Here is a 25,568-nt window from a genome sequence, read left to right as displayed (position 1 = left end):
CCTGCCTGCCTGCCTGCCTGCCTGCCTGCCTGCCTGCCTGCCTGCCTGCCTGCCTGCCTGCCTGCCTGCCTGCCGGGCAGCTTATGCTGCATTTCTGTTAAAAAACCGCCGTTGGCACGATGATTGCAAAATATTTCTGTAGAAACGCACGCTGGCCTGGCATCCGCCTGCGGTGAAAGACTTTTTGCCTCATCAGAGTGCAGGTGATGCACCATTTTTGAGCAGTCGATCTTTTTTCGCCCCCGAGTGGTGCGGCATGCCTCGCAAATACACAAAGAATTCATATCAAGCCGTTAACATTCGGCTATGTTATGGAGGAACAGCGCGCGTTAACGCTGGAATAAAAACAGATAAACAGCAGAAACACACACATCACGTCGGCGCTACAGGCGCCAAAAACCACACAGGAGCAGGAACATGACATTACGGAAACTGGCACTTTGCCTTGCACTGGCTGGCGTCACCTCAGGCGTTGCTTACGCAGAGGATGCTGCACCGGCTGCCCAGGGTGCCACGCTGGACAAAATTGCCAAAAACGGCGTTGTCGTTGTCGGCCACCGTGAATCCTCCGTCCCGTTCTCTTACTACGATAACCAGCGTAACGTCGTCGGCTATTCACAGGCTTACTCTGACGCTATCGTTGCCGCGATCAAGAAGCAGCTGAACAAACCGGACCTGCAGGTTAAATTCCTGCCGATCACCTCGCAGAACCGTATTCCACTGCTGCAGAACGGCACCTACGATTTCGAATGTGGCTCCACCACTAACAACCTGGAGCGCCAGAAGCAGGCGTCCTTCTCTAACAGCATCTTTGTGGTCGGCACCCGTCTGCTGGTGAAGAAAGGCGGCCCGGTTAAAGATTTCGCCGACCTGAAAGGCAAAACGGTGGTGGTCACTTCAGGTACCACCTCTGAGATCCTACTGAACAAGATGAACGATGAGCAGAAGCTGAATATGCGCATCATCAGCGCCAAAGACCACGGTGACTCATTCCGTACCCTGGAGAGCGGCCGCGCCGTGGCATTTATGATGGATGACGCCCTGCTGGCGGGTGAACGTGCGAAAGCCAAAAAGCCGTCAGACTGGGAGATCCTCGGTACGCCACAGTCGCATGAAGCCTACGGCTGTATGCTGCGTAAAGACGATGCGGACTTCAAAAAACTGCTGGATACCACCATCGCCCAGGAGCAGACCTCCGGTGAAGCCGCTAAGTGGTTCGATCGCTGGTTCAAGCAGCCTATCCCACCGAAAAACATGACGATGGACTTCGAACTGTCCGACGACATGAAGGCACTGTTTAAAGCCCCTAACGACAAGGCAATGAATTAATAATGACAACACGCCTGCACGGTGTTCCTGTTGCGTTACGCAGAGGGTCATCAGCCAGGCTAAAAGGGCGGCACTGCTGCCCTACGATTGCTGAACACAGGCCCGGACAGACCCAGCCCGGCTGATATGGCGGACGCCATACGGTCGGGCGAAGGTAGTCACCGGTCGTTCCCCGGTGGTTACGCAAGGGCCTTTCATCAATCTTCAGGGTAGCGGTCGCTACCCTTTTTTTACCGGAGTCTTTTATGTCTATCGATTGGAACTGGGGGATCTTCCTGCAACAGGCCCCCTTCGGCAACACCACCTATCTCGGCTGGCTGTGGTCTGGTTTTCAGGTCACCATTGCCGTCTCCGTATGTGCCTGGATTATCGCGCTGCTGGTCGGTTCACTGTTCGGCATCCTGCGCACCGTGCCTAACCGCCTGCTGGCCGCTATCGGCACCTGCTACGTTGAGCTGTTCCGAAACGTCCCGCTGATCGTGCAGTTCTTTATCTGGTACCTGGTGGTGCCGGAGCTGCTGCCGCAAGGGCTGGGCATGTGGTTTAAATCCGAACTCGACCCGAATATTCAGTTCTTTACCTGTTCGGTGCTCTGTCTTGGTCTGTTTACCGCCGCCCGCGTCTGCGAGCAGGTACGTGCCGCGATCCAGTCGCTGCCCTACGGCCAGAAAAATGCCGGGCTGGCGATGGGGCTGACGCTGCCGCAAACCTACCGCTACGTGCTGCTGCCTAACGCCTACCGGGTGATCGTGCCGCCGATGACCTCCGAGATGCTGAACCTGGTGAAAAACTCCGCCATCGCCTCGACCATCGGTCTGGTGGATATGGCGGCCCAGGCCAACAAGCTGCTGGACTATTCGGCCCACGCCTATGAGTCATTTACCGCCATCACGCTCGCCTATATCGCGATTAACGCGGTGATCATGCTGTTGATGAGTCTGGTCGAACGCAAAGTTCGTCTGCCGGGGGGCAAATAATGTATCAATTTGACTGGAGTACTATCGTACCCAACCTGCCTTACCTGTGGGACGGGATGCTCGTTACCCTGAAGATTACCGTCACCGCGGTGATTTTCGGTATCGTCTGGGGCACCCTGCTGGCGGTGATGCGCCTTTCCAGCTTTAAACCGATCAGCTGGTTCGCCCGCCTGTACGTCAACCTGTTCCGCTCGGTGCCGCTGGTGATGGTGCTGCTGTGGTTCTATCTGGTGGTGCCAAGCTTCCTGCAGCAGGTGCTGGGGCTGTCGCCGAAGACCGATATTCGTCTGATCTCGGCGATGGTGGCCTTCTCGCTGTTTGAAGCCGCCTACTACTCCGAAATTATTCGTGCCGGCATCCTCAGCATCGCCCGCGGTCAGGGTAACGCCGCGCTGGCGCTGGGCATGACCCAGTGGCAGTCGATGCAGCTGGTGATCCTGCCGCAGGCGTTCCGCGCCATGGTGCCGCTGCTGCTCACCCAGGGCATCGTGCTGTTCCAGGATACCTCGCTGGTCTACGTGCTCAGCCTGGCGGACTTCTTCCGTACCGCCGACACCATCGGCATCAATAACGGTACAGAGATCGAAATGGTGCTGTTTGCCGGCGCAATCTACTTTGTTATCAGCCTTAGCGCTTCGCTGCTGGTCAGCCATTTAAAGAAAAAAAGGACGGCATAAATGATTTCCCTGAAAAATGTTTCTAAGTGGTATGGTCAATTTCAGGTGCTGACCGACTGCTCGACCGAAGTGAAAAAAGGCGAAGTGGTGGTGGTGTGCGGCCCGTCCGGCTCCGGCAAATCCACCCTGATCAAAACCGTTAACGGCCTGGAGCCGGTGCAGCAGGGCACCATTGAAGTCGACGGCACCGCCGTCAACGACAAGCGCACCAATCTGGCGAAGCTGCGCTCGCGGGTCGGCATGGTGTTTCAGCACTTTGAGCTGTTCCCGCATATATCCATCGTCGACAACCTGACGCTGGCGCAGGTCAAGGTATTAAAGCGTAATAAAGAAGAGGCAAAGCAGAAGGGGCTGAAGCTGCTGGAGCGCGTTGGCCTTGCCGCGCACGCCAACAAATTCCCCGGCCAGCTCTCCGGCGGCCAGCAGCAGCGCGTGGCGATTGCCCGCGCGCTGTGCATGGATCCGATCGCTATCCTGTTTGATGAGCCGACCTCGGCGCTCGATCCGGAGATGATCAACGAGGTGCTCGACGTAATGGTCGAACTGGCCAACGAAGGTATGACCATGATGGTGGTAACCCACGAAATGGGCTTTGCCCGCAAGGTGGCCAACCGGGTGATCTTTATGGACGAGGGTAAAATCGTTGAGGACTCACCGAAAGATGAGTTCTTTAACAACCCGCAGTCCGAACGGGCGAAAGATTTCCTGGCGAAAATCCTGCATTAAGCCGAAGGATGAGCTTAACATGATGAAATCATAAATCATCTTGTTAGCAGCGATTATGCAGCCGTTTGATAAGCCTGAAATTATCATCATGACTTATCGCATCAACATTCCAGCAGCAGCATCGTTGAACGATGCCGCTGCTGGTTAATCACCCATAACACTATTTCCTCACTCATTTTTATGTTTTTACAGCGTGAGATTTCTTCATAACAGGCTGATAATGCCTGATACAGGTAACCGCATCAGAAATAACAATTCAAACTCCTGAAAAATGTAATTTTCAATCAACATCAAACGTCGATACGTAATAAGCGCCAACAGCGAAAAAAGCACCCTTAGGTGTACTAACAGGCGGGTAAAACATCGATAATATACTTTCATGTAAAACTAAAACCATAATCAAGCCCAATGCCGCGTGACTAATATTTAATCTCATCTACATTTTTGATTGGCCGGGCCTTAGAAAGAGGAAAACAGCCTGAGTCAGGAAGATGCTTTCATCAACGAGGTGATAACCAGGAGGAAATAATGACTGAGCATTTGCAAAAAACTTACACAGGCCTGCGAGCCAGGGAGGTGTTGAGTCAAAACCGGACGTTTGTGAGATGTAACTTTACAGATTGTACATTTGAAAACCTCCTCTTACGTAACAATGAGTTTGAGAACTGCAGTTTTAATGATTGCTCATTTAAACAGATAAGCCACTCATTTCTTAGAATAAATGATGTTATCTTTCGCAACTGTTTCATTCAGGGAACTTCATTTGATAACATATCATTTCCTCACTCGGTTTCTTTTTACAACTGCAGACTTAACCTCGTTGATTTTTTCAATATGGATTTACAGAAAAGCACCTTCAGTAACTGCTCTTTCAGAGAGTGCTCTTTCGCAGATTGTAATCTAAAGAAAAGCAATTTTACGAACTCTCATTTTTCGTATTCTGAGTTTCGTCGCGTAAACCTGAGCTACTGTGACTTCTCTGAAACAGAAGGGCTTGACATCAATCACGAAATAAACACCGTAGTGGGTATTACGTTGCCTCAGGACGCAGCGAATAAGATTCTGAAAAGGATGAAAATCTTCATTGCCGGATGATTTTTTAGTAAGAATTTTTGCTCCATTTGCGTAGGGTTGTGCGCACGCTAAACATCGCAACTCAGATTCAGTGAACGTATCCATCAAATTCTGACAGGGCAACAGCGTTTCTGCCGAAAATGCTGTACTGTCCGCACCGGAACCAGGCCAGCCTGGCTCCGCGTTACCCTTGATCCGTCATTACGGTGAAAACGGCTGACGCACAAACTGATCGTGGCCGCACTCCGGGCAGCGGGTCAGGGTTTCCGGCGTGTAGATCGCGCGGGTAAACTGACACTGCTCACACACCAGATTGCCGAGGCCGACCACTTCTCCGCTCTGGTAAACGCCGTGGTGGTTGAGATCCTGAAACACCTCGCGCCACTCCAGCTGGCTCTTATCGGTAATGTCCGCAAGTTCTTTCCACAGGCTCTGGCTGATCACCCGCATAAATACACTGTCGCTGAGCGGTTGTTCTTCCTCGTAGCTGCGGGCGAACTCCTCCAGGTCGCGGCGCACCGCGCGCGTCACATCATCAATTTCGTGGCGAGTCAGTTCGCCGCGATTCTGCATGCGCTGGCGGGCGCTCTCCACCAGCGCATCAATATCGCGTTCACCACGCTCAAGGCGCGTGGTCAGCGACGACACCAGCTCACGGTAATACTGAGCAACCTTGTTCATAGACTCTCCTTATTGATAACGATGGCGTTTCCTCTCAGTTTAGTCGCTACCTGCCTTTTGCCTTATTTTCACCACCGATTTTGCAGCCCGGCTTCCAGCCTGTAGAGAAATGCCGCCCGTTGGTCCGCTTAGTGTTGTTGGGGCGGGGCGGGATCAGCTATGCTATGCGGATCTGAATGAACACGAAAAAAGTTTCTACAAAGGACTACTGGCCACCATGCAAGAGCAATATCGCCCGGAAGAGATAGAATCCCATGTACAGCAGCACTGGGATGAGCAGCAAACGTTTAAAGTGACCGAAGACGAAGGTAAAGAGAAGTACTACTGCCTCTCGATGCTGCCCTACCCTTCCGGCCGCCTGCATATGGGCCACGTGCGTAACTACACCATCGGCGACGTGATTTCCCGTTACCAGCGCATGCTGGGTAAAAACGTACTGCAGCCAATCGGCTGGGATGCCTTCGGCCTGCCGGCAGAAGGCGCGGCGGTGAAGAACAACACCGCGCCGGCCCCGTGGACCTACGCCAACATCGACTACATGAAGAACCAGCTGAAGCTGCTGGGCTTTGGCTATGACTGGAGCCGCGAGCTGGCCACCTGTCAGCCGGAGTACTACCGCTGGGAACAGTGGTTCTTCACTAAGCTGTATGAGAAAGGCCTGGTCTACAAAAAGACCTCTGCGGTGAACTGGTGCCCGCACGATCTGACCGTGCTGGCCAACGAGCAGGTGATCGACGGCTGCTGCTGGCGCTGCGACACCAAGGTTGAGCGTAAAGAGATCCCGCAGTGGTTTATCAAAATCACCGACTACGCCGACGAACTGCTGAACGACCTGGATACGCTGGAGAGCTGGCCTGAGCAGGTTAAGACCATGCAGCGCAACTGGATTGGCCGCTCTGAAGGGGTGGAAATCGAGTTTAACGTCACCGACAGCGAAGAGACGCTGCGCGTCTACACCACCCGCCCGGACACCTTTATGGGCGTCACCTACCTGGCGGTAGCGGCGGGTCACCCGCTGGCGGCGCAGGCTGCTGCGTCTAACCCGGCGCTGGCCGATTTTATCGCCGAGTGCCGTAACACCAAAGTTGCCGAAGCAGAAATGGCTACTATGGAGAAAAAAGGCATGGCCACCGGCCTGTCGGCGGTGCATCCGCTGACCGGCGAAGCCGTGCCTGTCTGGGTAGCTAACTTCGTGCTGATGGAGTACGGCACCGGTGCGGTAATGGCCGTGCCTGGCCACGACCAGCGCGACTGGGAGTTCGCCACCAAATACGATCTGCAGATCAAGCCGGTGATCCTGGCCGCCGACGGCACTGCCCCGGATCTGAGCGAAGCCGCGATGACCGAGAAAGGCGTACTGTTTAACTCAGGCGAATTCGACGGCCTCTCGTTCGAAGAGGGCTTCAACGCCATCGCCAGTAAACTGGCAGAGAAAGGCGTTGGCGAGCGCAAGGTGAACTACCGCCTGCGCGACTGGGGCGTTTCCCGTCAGCGCTACTGGGGCGCACCGATTCCGATGGTAACCCTGGAAGACGGCACCGTGATGCCAACGCCGGAAGACCAGCTGCCGGTGATCCTGCCGGAAGACGTGGTGATGGACGGCATCAGCAGCCCGATCAAAGCTGACCCGGAGTGGGCGAAGACCACCGTTAACGGCCAGCCGGCGCTGCGTGAGACCGATACCTTCGACACCTTTATGGAGTCCTCCTGGTACTACGCCCGCTACACCTGTCCGGACTTTGATAAAGGCATGCTGGATCCTGCGGCGGCGAACTACTGGCTGCCGGTCGATCAGTACGTCGGCGGCATTGAGCATGCGATTATGCACCTGCTCTACTTCCGCTTCTTCCATAAGTTGCTGCGCGACGCCGGCCTGGTGACCTCTGACGAGCCGGCCAAACGCCTGCTGTGCCAGGGCATGGTCCTGGCTGACGCCTTCTACTACACCGGCACCAGCGGCGAACGTAACTGGGTCTCTCCGGTTGACGTCACCGTTGAGCGCGACGAGAAAGGCCGCATTACCAAAGCCAGCGACGCAGAAGGCCACGAGCTGGTCTACGCCGGCATGAGCAAAATGTCGAAGTCGAAAAACAACGGCATCGACCCGCAGGTGATGGTTGAACGTTACGGCGCGGATACCGTGCGTCTGTTTATGATGTTTGCTTCACCGGCCGATATGACCCTCGAGTGGCAGGAGTCCGGTGTGGAAGGCGCGAACCGCTTTATGAAGCGCGTCTGGCGTCTGGTGTTCGAACATACTGAGAAAGGGGCTACCCAACCGCTGGATGTTGCTACGCTTACTGAAGACCAGCAGGCGCTGCGTCGCGATCTGCATAAAACCATCAGCAAAGTGTCCGATGATATCGGCCGCCGTCAGACCTTTAACACCGCGATCGCGGCGATTATGGAACTGATGAACAAGCTCCTGCGCGCGCCGCAGGAGAGCGAACAGGATCGCGCGCTGATGCAGGAAGCGCTGCTGGCGGTGGTGCGGATGCTGTATCCGTTTACCCCGCACGCCAGCTTTGCCCTGTGGCAGGCGCTGGGCGGTGCTGGTGAGATCGATAACGCTGCATGGCCACAGGCTGATGAAGCGGCGATGGTCGAAGAGTCGGTGCTGGTGGTGGTACAGGTGAATGGCAAGGTGCGCGGCAAAATTACCGTCGCGGCCGATGCCACGCAGGAAGCCGTACAGGCGCGGGCGGCACAGGAGCATCTGGTCGCCAAGTATCTCGACGGCGTGACCGTTCGCAAAGTCATTTACGTCCAGGGCAAGCTGCTGAACCTGGTTGTGGGTTGATGTCAGGAGGAATTGTGCGACATCCGATAGTCTCTCTGCTGTTCACGCTGGCGGTGCTGGTCACCGCCGGCTGTGGTTATCACCTGCGTGGCACCACCTCGGTGCCGCCGGAAATGAAAACGCTGCGGCTGGACACGTCTGACCCTTACGGGCCGCTGGCGCGTTCGGTACGTGAACAACTGCGCCTGAATAACGTGAAGGTGGTTGACGACTCAGACGCGCGGACCGATGTGCCATCACTGCGTCTGCAGGCCGAAAGCATCAGCCGTGATTCTGCCTCGGTTTTCCAGGACGGGAAAACCGCAGAGTACTCGATGATGATGGTGGTAAACGCTCAGGTACTGGTGCCGAATAAAGGCATCTACCCGATCAGCACCACGGTCTATCGCTCATTCTTCGATAACCCGCTGGCCGCGCTGGCAAAAGATTCCGAGCAGCAGATTATCGTCGGTGAGATGCGTACTCTGGCTGCCCAGCAGCTGGTGCGCAAGTTGCTGACGGTGCATGCGGCGGAAAATGACGCCGCGATCAATACGCAGGATCATATCCCGTCGGCGACGGACAAACTGCCGGCGGCCAACGCCGTGACGGACAGTTCTTACAGCCGATGATCAGGATTTACCCTGAACAGCTAGGCGCGCAGCTCCGTGAGGGGCTGCGCGCCTGCTACTTATTGCAAGGTAGCGAGCCGCTGCTGCTGCAGGAAGCCCAGGATGCGATCCGGGCCGCCGCGCAGCAGCAGGGCTTTACCGAACACTTCAGCGTGACGCTGGAAGCGGGCACCGACTGGGATGATATTTTTTCACTCTGCCAGTCGTTAAGCCTGTTTGCCAGCCGCCAGACGCTGCTGCTTATTCTGCCGGATAACGGCCCCACTGCCGCGATGAGCGAGCAGTTACTGACCCTCGGAACCCTGCTGCACCCGGATATTTTGCTGGTGCTGCGCACCGGTAAACTCACCAAAGCCCAGGAGAACAGCGCCTGGTACAAGGCGCTAAGCCAGAACGGCGTGCTGGTGCCCTGCCAGACGCCGGAACAGGCGCAGTTGCCGCGCTGGGTCAGCACCCGTGCAAAAAAGCTGCAGCTGCAGCTGGACGACGCGGCCAACCAGCTGCTCTGTTACTGCTATGAAGGCAATCTGCTGGCGCTGGCGCAGGCGCTGGAGCGGCTGTCGTTGCTGTGGCCGGACGGCAAGCTGACCCTGCCGCGGGTTGAACAGGCGGTAAACGACGCAGCCCATTTCACTCCGTTTCACTGGGTTGATGCGCTGCTGGCCGGCAAGGGCAAACGTTCGCTGCACATCCTGCATCAGATGCGCTCGGAAGAGAGCGAACCGGTGATCCTGCTGCGCACCCTGCAGCGCGATCTGCTGCTGCTGGTCAACCTGCAGCGCCAGCAGGCGCAGACGCCGCTGCGCACGCTGTTCGATCAGCAGCGCGTCTGGCAAAACCGCCGGACGCTGTTCAGCAGCGCGCTGGAACGGCTGTCTGGCACACGGCTGCGCGAGGCGGTGCGGCTGCTGGCACGTATCGAACTGACCCTCAAGCAGGATTACGGCCGTTCGGTGTGGAGCGAGCTGGAAACGCTGTCGCTGCTGCTGTGCAATCCGGCGTTTCCGGCAGGATTTGACGATGTCTGAAGCCCTGCACGCGCTGTTCGGCGGCACCTTTGACCCGATCCACTACGGCCACCTGCGGCCGGTCGAGGCGCTGGCCGCCCAGGTCGGGCTGAGTAAAGTCACACTGCTGCCAAACAACGTGCCGCCGCACCGTCCACAGCCCGAGGCCAGCCCGGCACAGCGCGTGGCGATGGTCAGTCTGGCGATTGCCGGCAACCCGCTGTTCGATCTCGACCTGCGCGAAATGCAGCGCAGCACCCCGTCGTATACCCTTGATACCCTGACCGAGCTGCGCGCCGAGCGCGGCGCGCGGCAGCCGCTGGCGTTTATCGTTGGCCAGGATTCACTGCTAAGCTTACATAAGTGGTACCGCTGGGAGGCACTGCTGTCGGTGTGCCACCTGCTGGTGTGCCAGCGCCCCGGCTACGCTACCCGCATGCCGGATGCGGAAATGCAGCGCTGGCTGGATCAACACCTCGCCGCTGATGCGGCAGAACTGCACAACCGCCCGGCCGGCCGGGTCTTTCTCGCCGACACGCCGCAGATTGCCATTTCCGCCACGGAGATCCGCCAGCGCCGCCATCAGGGCCGTTCAGACCAGGATCTGCTCCCTCAGGCGGTCAGCGACTATATCGATCGCGAGGGTCTGTATCGGAATCCCGCTACGCGTGATACACTGCGCCGCTAATTTTTCGGGCTGCTGCCCGGTTCACCGCTTTTTCCGCCGCCGTGCCAGCGTCATCAGGTCGCGCGCAGGTAAAGAGCCGATACATCATGTTACGGTTATCGTTTTTCACTTCGGTGACAACTGTGCGATAACCCTGCGTACTCAAAATCCCAAGGGGGAACCTTTTGCAAGGTAAAGCACTCCAAGACTTCGTCGTTGATAAAGCTGACGATCTCAAAGCTCAGGACATCGTGATCATCGACGTTCAGGGTAAATCAAGCATCACCGACTGCATGGTGATCTGTACCGGTACGTCTACCCGTCACGTGGTGGCGATTGCCGAAAATGTGGTGCAGGAAGCACGCCAGGCCGGCCTGAAGCCGTTCGGCGTCGACAGCCGTGCCGCCGCTGACTGGGTGGTCGTCGATCTCGGTGAAGTGATCCTGCACGTTATGCAGGAAGAGAGCCGTCAGCTCTACGAACTGGAAAAGCTCTGGAGTTAAGCCGTGAAGCTGCAGCTGGTTGCCGTTGGCACCAAAATGCCCGACTGGGTCCAGACCGGTTTTATGGAATACCTGCGCCGGTTTCCGAAAGATATGCCGTTCGAGCTGGTTGAAGTTCCCGCCGGCAAGCGCGGTAAGAATGCGGATATTAAACGTATTCTGGAAAAAGAGGGCGAACTGATGCTGGCTGCCGCCGGTAAAGGTAACCGCATCGTGACCCTCGATATTCCCGGCCAGCCGTGGGAAACCCCACAGCTCGCCAGCCAGCTGGAGCGCTGGAAGCAGGATGGCCGCGACGTCAGCCTGTTTATCGGCGGCCCGGAAGGCCTGTCACCCGCCTGCAAGGCCGCGGCGGAGCAAAGCTGGTCACTCTCAGCGCTGACCCTGCCCCATCCGCTGGTACGCGTGCTGGTTGCAGAGAGTTTGTATCGTGCATGGAGCATTACTGCGAATCATCCTTATCACCGTGAATAACGGCCAGGACTAACCGGACAGACAAAGCAGCGGATGAAATTACAACGCAACTCTTTTCGTGACTACACCGCCGAGCAAACGCTGTTTGTTCGCCGGGCCATCGTCGCCTTTCTCGGCATCCTGGCCCTGTCCGGCGTGCTGGTGGCTAACCTGTACCACCTGCAAATTGTCCGTTTTGATGATTACAGTACGCGTTCTAACGAAAACCGCATCAAGCTGGTGCCGGTCGCCCCCAGCCGCGGCATTATTTATGATCGTAACGGCATTCCGCTGGCGCTTAACCGCACCATTTACCAGATTGAACTGGTGCCGGAGAAGGTCGATAACCTCAAACAGACGCTGCAGGACCTCAAGCCGATCGTCGATCTGACCGACGAAGATATCGACGCCTTTGAGAAAGAACGCAAGCGTTCGCGCCGTTTCACCTCGATCGCGGTAAAAACCGGCCTTAACGATGTGCAGGTGGCCCGCTTTGCCGTCAACCAGTACCGCTTCCCCGGCGTTGAGGTCAAAGGCTATCAGCGCCGTTACTACCCTTATGGCTCCGCCCTGACCCACGTGCTGGGTTACGTGTCGAAAATCAACGACCGTGACGTTGAACGGCTGGATAAAGAGGGTAAATGGCCTAACTACGCGGCCACCCATGATATCGGCAAGCTGGGCATCGAACGCTATTACGAAGACGTGCTGCACGGTAAGACCGGCTATGAAGAGGTCGAAGTCAACAACCGTGGCCGGGTGATCCGCCAGCTGCATGAGCAGTCGCCGCAGGCCGGGCGTGATATCCATCTGACCATTGACCTTAAGCTGCAACAGTATATTGAAACGCTGCTGGCCGGCAGCCGCGCGGCGGTGGTGGTCACCGATCCGCGCAACGGCGAAGTGCTGGCGATGGTCTCTATGCCGAGCTACGACCCGAACCTGTTTGTCGACGGCATTTCATCAAAGGATTACAACCGTCTGCTGAATGACGAGAACCGGCCGCTGATCAACCGCGCCACCCAGGGGGCCTATCCGCCGGCCTCCACCGTCAAACCCTATATTGCCGTCTCGGCGCTGACCGCGGGGGTGATCACCCGCAATACCAGCCTGTTTGACCCGGGCTGGTGGCAGCTACCGGGTTCGGAGAAGCGCTTCCGCGACTGGAAGCACTGGGGGCACGGCCGCCTGAACATCACCAAATCGCTGGAAGAGTCGGCGGATACCTTCTTCTACCAGGTGGCCTATGATATGGGTATCGACCGCCTGAGCGAGTGGATGAGCAAGTTTGGTTACGGCCACCTGTCGGGCATTGACCTGATCGAGGAGACGCCGGGCAATATGCCGACCCGCGAATGGAAAATGAAGCGCTTTAAAAAGCCGTGGTATCAGGGCGACACCATCCCGGTCGGCATCGGCCAGGGCTACTGGACCGCCACCCCGGTGCAGATGAACAAAGCGCTGATGACGCTGATTAATGACGGTATGGTGAAAACGCCGCACCTGATGATGGACACCATGCAGGGCAGCGTTAAGGTGCCGTGGCGTCAGCCGGTCAGCGCACCGATTGCCGATATTCATAACGGTTACTGGGAGATCGCCAAAGACGGCATGTACGGCGTGGCTAACCGGCCAAACGGCACCGGACGCAAGAGTTTTGAAAATGCGCCCTATAAAATCGCCGCCAAATCCGGTACGGCCCAGGTCTTTGGCCTGAAAGCCAATGAGACCTATAACGCACACAAAATCTCTGAGCGTCTGCGAGACCATAAGCTGATGACCGCCTATGCGCCCTACGAGAACCCGCGGGTTGCCGTGGCGATGATCCTCGAAAACGGCGGCGCGGGGCCGGCGGTCGGCACCATTATGCGCCAGGTCCTCGACCACATCATTCTTGGCGATAACAATACTAACCTGCCCGACGCCGCGCCTGTGCCGCCGGGCTACGAAGGTGAATAACCGGATATGAACGACAGCCACCAGAAACGCTCGATCTGGACCCGTATCCATATCGATCCGCTATTTTGCCTGATTATCGTGGCGCTGCTGGTCTACAGCGCGCTGGTGATGTGGAGCGCCAGCGGCCAGGATCCCGGCATGATGGAGCGTAAAATCGGCCAGATCGCCATGGGCACCATCGTGATGCTGGTGATGGCGCAGATCCCGCCGCGGGTCTATGAAGGCTGGGCGCCCTATCTCTACATCGTCTGCGTCATTTTGCTGATCGCCGTCGACGCCTTCGGCCAGATCAGTAAAGGGGCGCAGCGCTGGCTGGATCTCGGCTTTGTGCGTTTCCAGCCCTCCGAAATTGCCAAAATTGCCGTGCCGCTGATGGTGGCACGCTTTATCAACCGTGACGTCTGCCCGCCGACGCTGAAGAACACCGCCATCGCGCTGGTGCTGATCTTCCTGCCTACGCTGCTGGTGGCGGCGCAGCCAGACCTGGGCACCTCGATCCTGATCGCCGCGTCCGGCCTGTTTGTGCTGTTCCTCTCCGGAATGAGCTGGAAGCTGATCGCCGTCGCCGTGCTGCTGGTCGCCGCCTTTATTCCGATCCTGTGGTTCTTCCTGATGCACGACTACCAGCGCGACCGCGTGATGATGCTGCTGGATCCGGAAAGCGATCCGCTCGGGGCCGGCTATCATATTATTCAGTCGAAGATCGCCATTGGCTCCGGCGGCCTGCGCGGCAAAGGCTGGCTGCACGGCACCCAGTCCCAGCTGGAGTTTCTGCCTGAACGCCATACCGACTTTATTTTCGCCGTACTGGCGGAAGAGCTGGGTCTGGTCGGCTTTATCATTCTGCTGGCACTCTACCTGCTGCTGATCATGCGCGGGCTGATGATGGCCGCACGCGCGCAGACGACTTTTGGCCGGGTGATGGCCGGTGGATTAATGTTGATCTTCTTTGTCTATGTTTTTGTTAATATTGGCATGGTCAGCGGCATTCTGCCGGTGGTAGGGGTTCCGTTGCCGCTGGTCAGCTACGGCGGCTCTGCTCTGATTGTACTGATGGCAGGATTTGGCATCATCATGTCGATTCACACCCATCGTAAACTATTGTCGAAAAGCGTTTAAAGAGGCAGAGAGATGCGTAAGGACTGGCTTTGGATTGCCCTGGCGTCAGCAATGCTGGCAGCCTGTACTAACGACACCCAGCAACAGGCACCGGTTACCCAGCAGCAGGCCTATAACGGCCCGGTGGTGGAGATTGGCGGCGCAGAACCGCACTACGAACCCTTCAATCCGGGCACGCTGCAGGACTACCAGGTCAACGGCAAAAAGTACAAGGTGATCAAAGATCCGGCAAACTTCAGCGAAACCGGCCTTGCCGCCTGGTACGGTGAAGAGGCCAACGGCAGCCGCACCGCCAGCGGCGAAGCGTTTGACGCCAACGCAATGGCCGCCGCGCACCCTACCCTGCCGCTGCCGAGCTACGTGCGCGTCACCAACCTGGCGAATGGCCGGATGATCGTGGTTCGCGTTAACGACCGCGGCCCCTACACGCCGGGGCGGATTATCGATTTGACCCGTGCCGCCGGTGACCGTCTGAATATCTCCAATAACTCGCGGGTGAAGCTGGACTACATCAGCGTTGCGCCGGACGGGACCCTCTTCGGCCCCGGCACCATCGGCACCACGGTCGCCAAACAGAGTTATGCCCTGCCTGCTCGCCCTGACATCAGCGGCGGCCTGACCCCGCTGGGCGCTGGCGCAGCCGCCAGTGGCGGTTACAGCGAAGCACCCTCACTGACCGGCCAGCCCGCTGCCACGCCGGCTTACCAGCCTGCGCCAGCGGCCAGCGCGCAGCCTGCGCTCAGCAACGACAACGTGCGTCCGGTGGACAACAGCACCCTGAACAGCAGCGAATCGCTGGGTGCGCCGGTTAACAGCGGTGGCTTCCTCGGTGCGCCGCAGCCGCTGCGCAACGGCGTGCTGGAGGGCAGTGAGCCGGTTGTCGCCGCCCCGGCAGTAGCGGCGACGGCAGGGGCTTCTGCTGCGGCCTCCACCTCTGCCCCGGCAGCCACCGGCGGTAACTTCGTGGTTCAGGTCGGTGCGCTCAATGACGCCAACCGCGCACGTCAGCTGGCCAGCAGCCTCGGCAAACAGTTTGGCGTTCCCGGCTCGGTCGACGCCCGCGGTAACGTTTATCGTGTTCAGCTGGGCCGCTTCAGCACCCGCCAGCAGGCGGCCGCGCTGCAGCAGCGTCTGGCCTCCGAAGCGCAGCAGCAATCCTTTATCACCGTCGCACCGAACGCAATGTAATGCTGTCACGATCCGCCCGATTTAGGGCGGGTTGTCGCGGCATGATTTTGCTATAGTGAGTCACTTTTTTTAACTTAGCCCAGGATGTAGTCGTTCTTAACATGAGCACTCTGACCCCTTCCCGACTGATCAAACGCCTGACCGTGGCCTCGCTGATCGCACTCAGCCTTAACGTGGTGGCCTACGCGGACGACGTTAACATTAAAACCATGATCCCCGGCGTACCGGAAATCGATGCTGAAGCCTATGTGCTTATCGATTACAACTCAGGCAAGGTGCTGGCTGAGAAGAACGCTGACGCACGCCGCGATCCGGCCAGCCTGACCAAGATGATGACCAGCTACGTCATCGGCCAGGCGATTAAAGCGGGTAAAATTCACAACGATGACATCGTCACCGTCGGTAAAGATGCCTGGGCGACCGGCAATCCGGTGTTCCGCGGTTCATCGCTGATGTTTCTTAAGCCCGGCGATCGCGTGCCGGTTTCCCAGCTGACGCGCGGCATCGTGCTGCAGTCGGGCAACGACGCCTGTGTGGCGATGGCCGACTACGTCGCCGGCAGCCAGGACGCCTTCGTCGGCCTGATGAACAACTACGTCAAGGCGCTGGGCCTGCAGAACACGCATTTCCAGACGGTACACGGCCTCGACGCCGAGGGCCAGTACAGCTCGGCGCGTGATATGGCGCTGATTGGCCGTGCACTGATCCGCGACGTGCCGGATGAGTACGCCGTCTATCATGAAAAAGAGTTCACCTTTAACAATATCCGCCAGATGAACCGTAACGGCCTGCTGTGGGATACCAGCCTGAACGTTGACGGCATCAAAACCGGCCACACCGACGCCGCCGGTTACAACCTGGTGGCCTCCGCCACCGAAGGCCAGATGCGTCTGATCTCCGCCGTGATGGGCGGCCACACCTACAAAGGCCGTGAAACCGAAAGCAAAAAACTGCTGACCTGGGGCTTCCGCTTCTTTGAAACCGTGGCACCGCTGAAGGCCGGCAAAGAGTTCGCCTCTGAACCGGTGTGGTTCGGCAACAGTGACCGCGTGCAGCTTGGCGTGGAAAAAGATGCCTTCCTGACCATCCCGCGCGGCAGGATGAAAGACCTGAAGGCCAGCTATACCCTGACCAACACCGAACTGCACGCACCGCTGCAGAAAAACCAGGTAGTGGGCAGCATCAACTTCCAGCTCGATGGTAAAACTATCGAACAGCATCCGCTGGTGGTACTCAACGATATGCCGGAAGGCGGCTTCTTTGGCCGCATCATCGATTACATCAAGCTGACCTTCCACCACTGGTTCGCCTGATGCCCGCCTCTCGCGCTTGAAATTGGGCGCGGGTCACCCCATATTGTTAGTATCTGTAAAACTCCCGCTACGGCGGGAGTCCTTGTTTGTGATACCGGAGCCCCTATGAAAACCAATCTTAAAGAACTGCTCGAATTCCCCACCTCTTTTACCTATAAAGTGATGGGCCTGGCACAGCCGGAGCTGGTCGACCAGGTGGTTGAAGTGGTGCAGCGTCATGCACCGGGCGATTACTCTCCGGACGTTAAGCCAAGCAGTAAAGGCAACTACCACTCGGTGTCGATCACCATTACCGCCACGCACATCGAGCAGGTGGAAACGCTGTATGAAGAGCTGGGCAAGATTGAAATTGTCCGCATGGTGCTGTAACCCCCGACAGTGGTGTGGGCAAGCTGGTTCTTGCCCACCACCAGCGCTATACTGCACGCCTCACTCCCTACCGGATTGTCCGTTTTGCCTTACGATACTCTGATTGTCCGCCAGCTGGGCCTGCAGCCCTGGGCACCCGTCTCCCTTGCTATGCATCAGTTTACCGAACGCCGGTCTGACGATACGCCGGATGAAATCTGGCTGGTCGAGCATCACCCCGTATTCACCCAGGGCCAGGCGGGGAAAACCGAACACCTGCTGGTTCCCGGTGATATCCCGGTAATGCAGAGCGATCGCGGCGGCCAGGTGACCTATCATGGTCCCGGACAACAGGTGATGTACGTGCTGGTCAATCTGAAGCGCCGTAAGCTGGGCGTGCGCCAGCTGGTCAGCTGTATTGAACAGACGGTGGTCGATACCCTTGCCGGCCTCGGCATTAGCGCCGCAGCCCGCGCCGACGCGCCCGGGGTCTACGCTGACGGCAAAAAGATCTGCTCGCTGGGCCTGCGCATTCGGCAGGGCTGTTCATTCCACGGTCTGGCGCTCAACGTGGCGATGGATCTGGCGCCGTTCCTGCGCATTAACCCCTGCGGTTATGCCGGGATGGAAATGACTCAGGTAAGTGCCTGGCATCACGGAATCACGACTGCCGATCTGCAACCCCTGCTGGTAGAGAATTTTGCCCGCCTGCTGTCAGCCGGTGACGTGCAGTGGCGAAATGATGCCAGTTTATCGCTAAACTGTGCGGTCTGATTTACAATTCTGTAACGCTTTCTGCCGCTAACTGGCTGTTTCTGGCAGAGGGAAATGATATAATTTTTTGCGCTTTTCAAAAAAAGTTTAAATCAATAAACTCATTGAGTGTTATGCGGGCGTTTAAACCTCTTTACCGAGTGGCTCGCCGTCATCCAACCTGGAATCAGCAAGATTATGAGTAAACCGATTGTGATGGAACGCGGCGTTAAATACCGCGACGCAGACAAAATGGCCCTGATCCCGGTGAAAACCGTGGTCACCGAACGGACTGAGATCTTACGTAAGCCGGAATGGATGAGAATCAAACTCCCCGCCGACTCCAGCCGTATTCAGGGCATCAAAGCCGCCATGCGCAAAAATGGTCTGCATTCCGTTTGCGAAGAGGCCTCCTGCCCTAACCTTGCTGAGTGTTTTAACCACGGTACGGCCACCTTTATGATCCTCGGTGCCATCTGCACCCGTCGCTGCCCGTTCTGTGACGTGGCCCACGGCCGGCCGAACATGCCTGATGCCAGTGAGCCGGGTAAACTGGCGCAGACCATTGCTGATATGGCGTTGCGCTACGTGGTAATCACCTCGGTTGACCGCGACGACCTGCGTGACGGCGGTGCCCAGCACTTTGCCGACTGCATTACCGCCATCCGTGAGAAAAGCCCGGCCATCAAAATCGAAACGCTGGTGCCTGACTTCCGCGGACGTATGGATCGCGCGCTGGAAATCCTCAACGCCACCCCGCCGGACGTCTTCAACCACAACCTCGAAAACGTGCCGCGCGTCTACCGTCAGGTTCGCCCGGGCGCTAACTATGACTGGTCGCTGAAGCTGCTGGAACGCTTCAAAGAGGCGCACCCCGAGGTGCCGACCAAATCGGGCCTGATGGTGGGCTTAGGTGAAACCAATGCGGAAATCGTCGAAGTGATGCGCGACCTGCGTCGCCACGGCGTCACCATGCTGACCCTCGGCCAGTATCTGTCACCGAGCCGCCACCACCTGCCGGTACAGCGTTACGTCAGCCCGGCTGAGTTCGATGAGATGAAAGCCGCGGCGATGGATATGGGCTTCACCCATGCGGCCTGTGGCCCGTTCGTGCGCTCGTCTTACCATGCTGACATGCAGGCAAAAGGTCTGGAAGTTAAGTAACCACAGGGTACGGTTGCGGAAAAGAAACGGATGACCCATTGATTAACCCGGTGCCGCCCTGGTGGCTGGCACCTCAGGTTGACGTGGGTCATCCGTTTTTTATTAGCTGGCGGCGGGGTTACTCTTTGTGGTTCAACCGGGATGCGGGCTGCTCTTCAGCGGCGGTTTTCTTCGCGGCCGCATCGTCATCGCTCATCGCATTTTTGAATCCTTTAATTGCTGAACCTAAATCGCCGCCCAGCGTGCGCAGTTTTTTGGTGCCGAACAGCAGCACGATAAGCGCACCCACGATCAGCAGCTTGGCAAGACTGATACCTTCCATATAGACCTTCTTTCAGTGAATCTGGCCGCGAACGCGACCTGCCCGTTAACCGGCTTATTAACGCGCAGTTAGCAGGCGATTACTAACGTCAAACTGTAACAGAATATCAGCCGCAGGCCGGGATCAGAGGTGAGAACCGCTGCGGATTGCCGGGATGGCGCGGTTCATACAGGGAACGGGGACACTGAACCACAGCGCCGTCAGACAGCCTTTTGCCGTAGTTCTGGTCGGACAAAACGGCGATTGGTCAGCACCGGCAGCTCGCGACGTACGCTGCGGATCCGTTCAGGATCGACCTCAGCCAGCAACAGGATCGGCGCTTCGCCGGCGCGTGCGGTAATTACCCCCAGCGGGTCGACCACCAGGCTGCTGCCGATATTCTTCGGGCCGCATTCGCCCACCGCCAGCAGATAACAGGTATTCTCAAGCGCCCGCGCCACCGCCAGCACCTCCCAGTGCCGCTCTTTGTGTGGCCCCTTAACCCAGGCGGCGGGCAACACCAGCACCTCGGCACCGTCCAGCGCCAGCCGTCGTGCCAGCTCGGGGAAGCGCAGGTCGTAGCAGGTCATCAGCCCGATCTTCATGCCATCAACCTCAAGCAGCGGCGGTACCACATTGCCCGCATCCACGTTAAGCGACTCCTGCACGGCAAAGGCATCGTACAGATGCAGTTTGTCATAGCGGGCAACGATCTCACCGCGCCGGATAGCCACCAGCACGTTAAGCGCCCGCCCCTCGCCGGCCGGCACGTGCAGGGTCATAACGGTGGTCAGGTCGTCGCCGCGGCTGGCCGCCAGCAGCTGGCTGAGGAACGGGCCATCCAGCGGCTGCGCGGCGCGGATCACCAGCTGCGGATCGGTGATATCACGGGCCAGCACCGCCTCCGGCAGCACCAGCAGGCGGGCACCCTGCCGCTGCGCCTGCGCCATCAGCTCGCCACAGGTGGCGGCATTCTCCTGCCACTCGCGGCTGACCGCGAACTGTCCCAGGGCAACTTTCATGGTGGGGTCAACTCCTTAATATGGTATCGCGGAGATTCAGTGTAGCCCTCGCGTTCATAAAAGGCATTGGCCTTTTCACGCCGCTGATGGCAGTGCACCTCCATGCGGTCACAGCCACGCTCCTGCGCCAGCTGCTCCGCATACTGCAACAGCTCCTGCCCGGCCCCTTTACTGCGCTCACCTTCGGCGATACAGAAGTAGCTGATGCGGGCGAAATCACCCGCCAGCGCCAGCTGCGGTATAAAGTGCAGGGAGAGAAAGCCAAGTACGGTGTTGTCATGCTCGGCCATCAGCAGGCGTTCAGTATCATTCGCTATCAGCTGCGCCAGCCGGCGTTCAATAAACGGGGCGGTCCCTTCATAGCCCAGTTCCGCCAACAGCGCACTCAGGGCAAAAGCATCTTTCGATTCAGCCAGACGAATTTTCATCCAAATCTCCACAGAGGTGCGCGGGTCGGGCACGTTAAAAAATGACCCTCTGTTTATAGCCTTCGTTTCGGGTGGCGCGCAAGCGCAGCGATCACAGAGTGATGTTACAAAAACTGAGTAATGTAAAGGTGGCGTGCTGTGGCCCGTACTGCGCAGGGTTTAATCTTTTCTTAATCTTCTTTCGCCACACTGGCAGCCACGACACTTTCCAGGATAACGATGATGAACGCTGTTCCCCGAAGCTTTAACGAAGGCCTGACCGTACTGATTGCCGGCGCAGCGGCAGCAGCCTGGCTGGTGCAGTTTTTTGGCCGCTGAACGCCGTCTGATGTTTTTAGCGCAAAAAAAACCCGCCATTCGGCGGGTTTTTAGAATTCTGTCTGATAACTTAAATAGCGGCAACGTTAGCAGCAGATGGGCCTTTGGCACCGTTGGTGATTTCGAACTCTACGCGCTGACCTTCAGCCAGAGTTTTGAAACCATTGCTCTGGATGGCAGAGAAGTGTACGAACACATCTTTGCTACCATCTTCAGGAGTAATGAAACCGAATCCTTTGGACTCATTAAACCACTTAACGCTACCTTTGATCTTAGACATCTAATATTACCTTTACATGAAAAATGGACACTAATCTGTGTCAGGGTTAGTACAGCAATTGCCGAGGCGTTTGTCCAGTAGCCAGCTACGAAAAAGTGATAAAAATCGCTTTTTTTTACTCTGAGTCAGTTTTGTCTCATCCCGGTGAGGTTAAAACTGCCAGCGTAACCAGGCAAAATAGACATTCCCATTATTGTAAGTACCTGGAATATAGGTCATCTGAAAGGTTGCCCTGCCGTAACCCACCGATGCCAGCGGTAAGACTAACGGAACCGGAATATATTTCCAGTTATCGCGTGCGGTAAACCCGGCGGTATAACCGAGGCCCAGATGGAAGTCAGGATCGTTAAGCGGACGCCAGGTTTTCTCCCAGCCGTAACCGCCAATCGGCTCCCACTTGTTGTAGGAGTCCTTAAAGGCCATCAGATAAAGACCGTTCCAGTTCCCCTGCTCATCATAACGGGAGATACCGCCCCCCGCGCCCCAGGGACGTTCGTTGTAGCGATCGGTTTTTTCTTTATCGTACGTCCAGCGGTTGTGCCAGGTAATGGCAGGTATATAGAGATCGACGCCCTGCGGCTCATTCCAGGTCTTACTGATATTGCCGGTAAAGGTATTCCACGAGGAGGAAATACCCTCGCTCAGGGTGGAAGCCTGAACGCTGGCTGCGCTCATATTCGCCAGCAGGCAGGTAAAAATAAGTGTGCTGTGTATTCTCATCTCAATTCCCGGCTTCAAATTGCCAGATAACGCCAGATTATCCAGCTAAAATCTTTTACTATGCGTTGTAATAGCTGCACAATTATAACGTTTTAATTTAAATACTCCATGAATAAACAACCGATGGCTGATACAAATATCCGGGAGAATTTAAACATAAGCTATTGATATATATTAGTATTTTTGAATATTAGGATTTCTCTCAATCTTAGTAAAAACATGAGCGATATGGGCGATAAGGAGAGGAAAAGACAGCATCACTTCAGATAATAGAAGTTACCAGAAAAAACCAACCAAATGACTCCAGAAAAATTGACACAGATCATTAAAACAGCGTTTTAAAACAAATTATTTATCATTAAAAAGAAGAAATGCGCAAAGAAAACAAAAAACACAATACAAAACAACAATTTAAAATAAAATCCTCTATTTTGTATAATAAATATTTCTGATAGATCTCCGCACGTTTTTTGTTAAGATATTTCTTATCCAAGAGGATGCAAGGACAGAGGAGAGTGGTGATGTTCAGGTGTGGCAGATGCGGCAGCGCTAAATTTTTCTACACAACATCCGGGGACGAATGGGGCCCCCATCATGGTGCCCTCTGTGCATTTTGTCATAAGCGCCTTAATGTCCACGATACTGCCGCCAGCCCGGCTACGCCCACCGTGGGCGCTTCATCCAGCCGTGAAAATCCATCCCCGCCGCCGCCCTTTCCTGAATCTTCCTGAGCGATCGCCAGCACAGCCTGTTATTGATTCACACGCTTGTTTTTAACACATGTCGTAAAACGTGCAATAAATGTCAACCGCCACTCCGGCGGACACTCCTCTGCCGTTGTTGATTCACCATTGAGACCCGAGCTTATAACGTGAGAGAGGTAAATAACCTCTCGGATAAAGATTCACGCGGATCTTTTCCGGTGAATCAACGGAACCTGTTATATGCATGCGTGTGGACCAGGCAGTACTTCCCCCGACCGCCCGGCAGAGTGGACTATATTATGTGACTTTGACGGCACCATCGGCGTTGAAGACGTCACCGATACCTTACTGGAAAATTTCGGCCAGCCAGGCTGGCAGGATGCAGAACAGCGCTGGATGCGCGGTGAGATAGGTTCTGCACAGTGTCTGAGCGAACAAATCGCGCTGCTGGACATGTCGCGTTCGCAGCTGGAGGCCTGCCTCGAACGCATCACCGTCGATGCAGGATTTGCCGGTTTTGTCCGTCAGGCGCAGGCCAGTGCGATCCCTATCGCCATCGTCAGCGACGGGCTGGACATCGCCATTCACCATATTCTGCAGCATCAGCGGCTACCCGCGCTGCCGGTATTTGCCAACCGGCTGGTGCAGACCGCAGAGCGCCGCTGGCGCATTGACTTTCCGCATCGCCATCCCCAATGCCTGCAGGCCAGCGGTAACTGCAAATGTCAGTTCACGCAACGGCTGGCACCGCAAAGGCTGCTGGTGATCGGTGATGGCCTTTCCGACTTCTGCGTCGCCTCGCGGGCCGATCACGTCTTTGCCCGCGCCCGCCTTATCGCCGAGTGCCGGCGCGCATCGCTGCCGTTCACCCCTTTTGACCGCTTCCCTCAGCTACCGGCCGCGCTGGCCCGGTTACAGGCGCAGCATGCAGCCCAGGGCCCGCGGAGGCAACATGACCGCAAAGCATGATTACTGGCTGCCCGGCGGACCGGTGGGCGTGCTGCTGGTTCACGGCCTAACCGGTACCCCGCAGGAGATGCGTGGCGTGGCGCGCGCGTTTAACCAGGCGGGTTATACCGTCTATGTCCCTCAGCTGGCCGGCCACTGTGGCACGCCGGAAGACCTGGTCAACAGCGGCTGGCGGGACTGGTATCAAAGCGTCATTACGGGTGCTGAGGCGCTCTCAGCCCGGGTCGACAGGCTGTTTATCGGCGGGCTGTCGATGGGCGCGGTGCTGGCGCTGAATTATGCCGCCGACTACCCACAGCGGGTCAGCGGCGTGCTGGTGTACAGCATTACGCTGCGCTACGACGGCTGGAGCATTCCCGTGCTGTCGCGTCTGGCGTCGCGCTGGCTGCTGCCGTTCACCGGCTGGCTCAGGCTTGGCCGTAAACGGATTTTCTATGAAACCCCACCTTACGGCATCCGAAATGAGGTGCTGCGCAGGAAGATTGCCGCGAAGATGTTCAGCGGTGACAGCGTGGCGGCTGGCCTGCCCGGCAACCCCTGGCCGGCCCTGAATGAGATGAGCCGCCTGTCGCGCCACCTGCGTCGTCACCTGTACCGGGTGACCTCCCCCTGCCTGATCCTGCATGCGGCGGAAGATGATATCTCTCACCGACGCAACGCCGAGTGGGTGCGCGACCGGGTCAGCGGCCCGGCAGAACTGGTGCTGCTGGCAAACAGCTATCATATGATTACCATCGATAATGACCGCAGCGAAGTGTTCCGCCGCTCAACAGATTTCGTTCGCCAGCAGTCAGCGCCGCCTTTACAGCCCGACTGCAGGTGGATTTCTCAGGCCGGGGGAGCAGGATGAACACGCTGACGCTGGCCCTGTGGCTGTTGAACGTAACCGTGGACTGCGGCGGGCAGCTGGCGTTTAAAGCGGCGGCGCAAACCGGCTCAGAGCACACCGGCTGGCAGTACTGGCGACAGCTGCCCTCCAGGGGCTGGCTGTGGCTGGGCATCGCCTGTTACCTGCTGGAGTTTGTGCTGTGGCTGGCCTTCCTGACCCGGGTGCCTCTCGCGAAAGGTGTGATGCTGGGTTCGCTGAGCATCGTGCTGATCATGCTGGCGGGGCGTCTGCTGTTCCACGAGCGCCTGACCGGCTGGCGGCTGGCGGGAATGCTGCTGATCTCGCTGGGCGTGGCGCTGGTGGGCGTGCAGGGATGAAGCGCCTCGCCTGGAGTGGCTTTCTGATCCTGCTGCTGTTTGACACCCTGGCTCAGGTCAGCTTTAAGTTTGCTGCCCTGCATGCCCAGCCGCTCGGCGCAGATGCTGCCTGGCTGTGGCGGGTGTTCGGCCACGGTTGGATCTATGGCGCAATCGCGGGCTACCTTGGCGCATTTTTCACCTGGCTGTCGCTGCTGAAATCCGCCCCGGTCGGCCCGGCGTTTGCCGCTTCGCACCTTGAGATACTCAGCGTCATGCTGGCCTCCGCCTG

Annotated in this window: 28 protein-coding genes; 22 read left to right on the top strand and 6 right to left on the bottom strand. The window is 57.3% G+C overall.

Annotation, left to right across the window (positions count from 1 at the left end):
- Positions 1 to 417 precede the first annotated feature (417 nt).
- The 5 genes from NV64_RS20145 (at position 418) to NV64_RS24525 (ending at position 4,804) form a co-directional block, all read left to right on the top strand.
- Positions 418 to 1,329: a glutamate/aspartate ABC transporter substrate-binding protein gene (locus NV64_RS20145; RefSeq protein ID WP_056239978.1), complete on the top strand. Its 912-nt coding sequence runs from the start codon at positions 418 to 420 to the stop codon at positions 1,327 to 1,329.
- Between the two features lie 245 nt (positions 1,330 to 1,574).
- Complete coding sequence (locus NV64_RS20140; RefSeq protein WP_056239980.1) at positions 1,575 to 2,306, top strand: amino acid ABC transporter permease; 732 nt, start codon at positions 1,575 to 1,577, stop codon at positions 2,304 to 2,306.
- Positions 2,306 to 2,983 (top strand): glutamate/aspartate ABC transporter permease GltK, encoded by a 678-nt coding sequence (gene gltK / locus NV64_RS20135; protein ID WP_056239984.1) that lies wholly within the window; start codon positions 2,306 to 2,308, stop codon positions 2,981 to 2,983. The genes NV64_RS20140 and gltK overlap by 1 nt, the downstream gene beginning before the upstream one ends.
- Positions 2,984 to 3,709 (top strand): amino acid ABC transporter ATP-binding protein, encoded by a 726-nt coding sequence (locus NV64_RS20130; RefSeq protein WP_056239989.1) that lies wholly within the window; start codon positions 2,984 to 2,986, stop codon positions 3,707 to 3,709.
- A 528-nt stretch (positions 3,710 to 4,237) separates the two neighbouring features.
- The gene (locus NV64_RS24525) at positions 4,238 to 4,804 is read left to right on the top strand and encodes a pentapeptide repeat-containing protein (protein ID WP_056239992.1); all 567 of its coding nucleotides are present in this window, start codon (positions 4,238 to 4,240) and stop codon (positions 4,802 to 4,804) included.
- A 180-nt stretch (positions 4,805 to 4,984) separates the two neighbouring features.
- Here NV64_RS24525 and NV64_RS20120 read toward each other — a convergent pair whose 3' ends face one another.
- Complete coding sequence (locus NV64_RS20120; RefSeq protein ID WP_056239993.1) at positions 4,985 to 5,464, bottom strand: zinc ribbon-containing protein; 480 nt, start codon at positions 5,462 to 5,464, stop codon at positions 4,985 to 4,987.
- Positions 5,465 to 5,681: 217 nt separating this feature from the next.
- Between NV64_RS20120 and leuS the strand changes: the two genes are divergently transcribed.
- The 13 genes from leuS (at position 5,682) to lipA (ending at position 19,349) form a co-directional block, all read left to right on the top strand.
- Positions 5,682 to 8,264, top strand: coding sequence for a leucine--tRNA ligase (gene leuS / locus NV64_RS20115; protein WP_101506643.1), 2,583 nt, complete (start codon positions 5,682 to 5,684; stop codon positions 8,262 to 8,264).
- Positions 8,265 to 8,278: 14 nt separating this feature from the next.
- Positions 8,279 to 8,875: an LPS assembly lipoprotein LptE gene (gene lptE, locus NV64_RS20110; RefSeq protein WP_101506642.1), complete on the top strand. Its 597-nt coding sequence runs from the start codon at positions 8,279 to 8,281 to the stop codon at positions 8,873 to 8,875.
- Positions 8,872 to 9,903, top strand: coding sequence for a DNA polymerase III subunit delta (gene holA, locus NV64_RS20105; RefSeq protein WP_101506641.1), 1,032 nt, complete (start codon positions 8,872 to 8,874; stop codon positions 9,901 to 9,903). The genes lptE and holA overlap by 4 nt, the downstream gene beginning before the upstream one ends.
- Entirely contained in the window at positions 9,896 to 10,570 is a 675-nt protein-coding gene (gene nadD, locus NV64_RS20100) for a nicotinate-nucleotide adenylyltransferase (protein WP_056240005.1), read from the top strand. The genes holA and nadD overlap by 8 nt, the downstream gene beginning before the upstream one ends.
- Before the next feature lie 164 nt (positions 10,571 to 10,734).
- Positions 10,735 to 11,052 (top strand): ribosome silencing factor, encoded by a 318-nt coding sequence (rsfS, locus tag NV64_RS20095; protein WP_056240008.1) that lies wholly within the window; start codon positions 10,735 to 10,737, stop codon positions 11,050 to 11,052.
- Positions 11,053 to 11,055: 3 nt separating this feature from the next.
- Positions 11,056 to 11,526: a 23S rRNA (pseudouridine(1915)-N(3))-methyltransferase RlmH gene (gene rlmH / locus NV64_RS20090; RefSeq protein ID WP_056240011.1), complete on the top strand. Its 471-nt coding sequence runs from the start codon at positions 11,056 to 11,058 to the stop codon at positions 11,524 to 11,526.
- Positions 11,527 to 11,559: 33 nt separating this feature from the next.
- Entirely contained in the window at positions 11,560 to 13,464 is a 1,905-nt protein-coding gene (gene mrdA, locus NV64_RS20085; protein WP_056240015.1) for a peptidoglycan DD-transpeptidase MrdA, read from the top strand.
- Between the two features lie 6 nt (positions 13,465 to 13,470).
- The gene (gene mrdB, locus NV64_RS20080) at positions 13,471 to 14,583 is read left to right on the top strand and encodes a peptidoglycan glycosyltransferase MrdB (protein ID WP_101506640.1); all 1,113 of its coding nucleotides are present in this window, start codon (positions 13,471 to 13,473) and stop codon (positions 14,581 to 14,583) included.
- A 12-nt stretch (positions 14,584 to 14,595) separates the two neighbouring features.
- On the top strand, positions 14,596 to 15,771 hold the full coding sequence (rlpA, locus tag NV64_RS20075; RefSeq protein ID WP_101506639.1) for an endolytic peptidoglycan transglycosylase RlpA: 1,176 nt from the start codon (positions 14,596 to 14,598) through the stop codon (positions 15,769 to 15,771).
- Between the two features lie 101 nt (positions 15,772 to 15,872).
- Positions 15,873 to 17,084 carry a D-alanyl-D-alanine carboxypeptidase DacA gene (gene dacA, locus NV64_RS20070; RefSeq protein ID WP_056240021.1) on the top strand — a complete coding sequence of 404 codons (1,212 nt, stop codon included), beginning with the start codon at positions 15,873 to 15,875 and terminating at the stop codon, positions 17,082 to 17,084.
- A gap of 105 nt (positions 17,085 to 17,189) precedes the next feature.
- A complete protein-coding gene (ybeD, locus tag NV64_RS20065) occupies positions 17,190 to 17,453 on the top strand; it encodes a DUF493 family protein YbeD (protein WP_048916777.1) in 264 nt (87 codons plus the stop codon).
- Between the two features lie 84 nt (positions 17,454 to 17,537).
- Positions 17,538 to 18,206 carry a lipoyl(octanoyl) transferase LipB gene (lipB, locus tag NV64_RS20060; RefSeq protein ID WP_101506638.1) on the top strand — a complete coding sequence of 223 codons (669 nt, stop codon included), beginning with the start codon at positions 17,538 to 17,540 and terminating at the stop codon, positions 18,204 to 18,206.
- A gap of 177 nt (positions 18,207 to 18,383) precedes the next feature.
- On the top strand, positions 18,384 to 19,349 hold the full coding sequence (lipA, locus tag NV64_RS20055) for a lipoyl synthase (RefSeq protein WP_056240027.1): 966 nt from the start codon (positions 18,384 to 18,386) through the stop codon (positions 19,347 to 19,349).
- Between the two features lie 118 nt (positions 19,350 to 19,467).
- On the opposite strand, the gene tatE is transcribed toward lipA, so the two are convergent.
- From tatE to pagP, 5 genes are all read right to left on the bottom strand, one after another.
- Positions 19,468 to 19,671 carry a twin-arginine translocase subunit TatE gene (gene tatE, locus NV64_RS20050; RefSeq protein ID WP_056240032.1) on the bottom strand — a complete coding sequence of 68 codons (204 nt, stop codon included), beginning with the start codon at positions 19,669 to 19,671 and terminating at the stop codon, positions 19,468 to 19,470.
- 200 nt (positions 19,672 to 19,871) lie between these two features.
- Positions 19,872 to 20,672, bottom strand: a complete 801-nt coding sequence (locus NV64_RS20045; protein ID WP_056240036.1) for a deaminated glutathione amidase — start codon at positions 20,670 to 20,672, stop codon at positions 19,872 to 19,874.
- Entirely contained in the window at positions 20,669 to 21,100 is a 432-nt protein-coding gene (locus NV64_RS20040; protein ID WP_101506637.1) for a GNAT family N-acetyltransferase, read from the bottom strand. The genes NV64_RS20045 and NV64_RS20040 overlap by 4 nt, the downstream gene beginning before the upstream one ends.
- A gap of 388 nt (positions 21,101 to 21,488) precedes the next feature.
- Positions 21,489 to 21,698: a transcription antiterminator/RNA stability regulator CspE gene (gene cspE, locus NV64_RS20035; protein ID WP_004156612.1), complete on the bottom strand. Its 210-nt coding sequence runs from the start codon at positions 21,696 to 21,698 to the stop codon at positions 21,489 to 21,491.
- Positions 21,699 to 21,848: 150 nt separating this feature from the next.
- Positions 21,849 to 22,418 (bottom strand): lipid IV(A) palmitoyltransferase PagP, encoded by a 570-nt coding sequence (pagP, locus tag NV64_RS20030; protein WP_056240042.1) that lies wholly within the window; start codon positions 22,416 to 22,418, stop codon positions 21,849 to 21,851.
- A gap of 944 nt (positions 22,419 to 23,362) precedes the next feature.
- Between pagP and NV64_RS20020 the strand changes: the two genes are divergently transcribed.
- The 4 genes from NV64_RS20020 to NV64_RS20005 all read left to right on the top strand — a co-directional run.
- Complete coding sequence (locus tag NV64_RS20020) at positions 23,363 to 24,091, top strand: MtnX-like HAD-IB family phosphatase (protein WP_056240044.1); 729 nt, start codon at positions 23,363 to 23,365, stop codon at positions 24,089 to 24,091.
- Positions 24,075 to 24,941 carry a carboxylesterase gene (locus NV64_RS20015; protein ID WP_056240047.1) on the top strand — a complete coding sequence of 289 codons (867 nt, stop codon included), beginning with the start codon at positions 24,075 to 24,077 and terminating at the stop codon, positions 24,939 to 24,941. Before NV64_RS20020 ends, NV64_RS20015 begins: the two co-directional genes overlap by 17 nt.
- Complete coding sequence (locus tag NV64_RS20010; protein WP_056240050.1) at positions 24,938 to 25,297, top strand: EamA family transporter; 360 nt, start codon at positions 24,938 to 24,940, stop codon at positions 25,295 to 25,297. The genes NV64_RS20015 and NV64_RS20010 overlap by 4 nt, the downstream gene beginning before the upstream one ends.
- On the top strand, positions 25,294 to 25,568 hold a 275-nt coding region (locus NV64_RS20005), incomplete at its 3' end, for an EamA family transporter (RefSeq protein WP_101506635.1). The genes NV64_RS20010 and NV64_RS20005, both read left to right, overlap by 4 nt.

Source organism: Erwinia sp. B116 (assembly GCF_002865965.1).
Taxonomy (GTDB): domain Bacteria; phylum Pseudomonadota; class Gammaproteobacteria; order Enterobacterales; family Enterobacteriaceae; genus Erwinia.
This window is presented reverse-complemented; position numbering and strand designations above follow the sequence as displayed.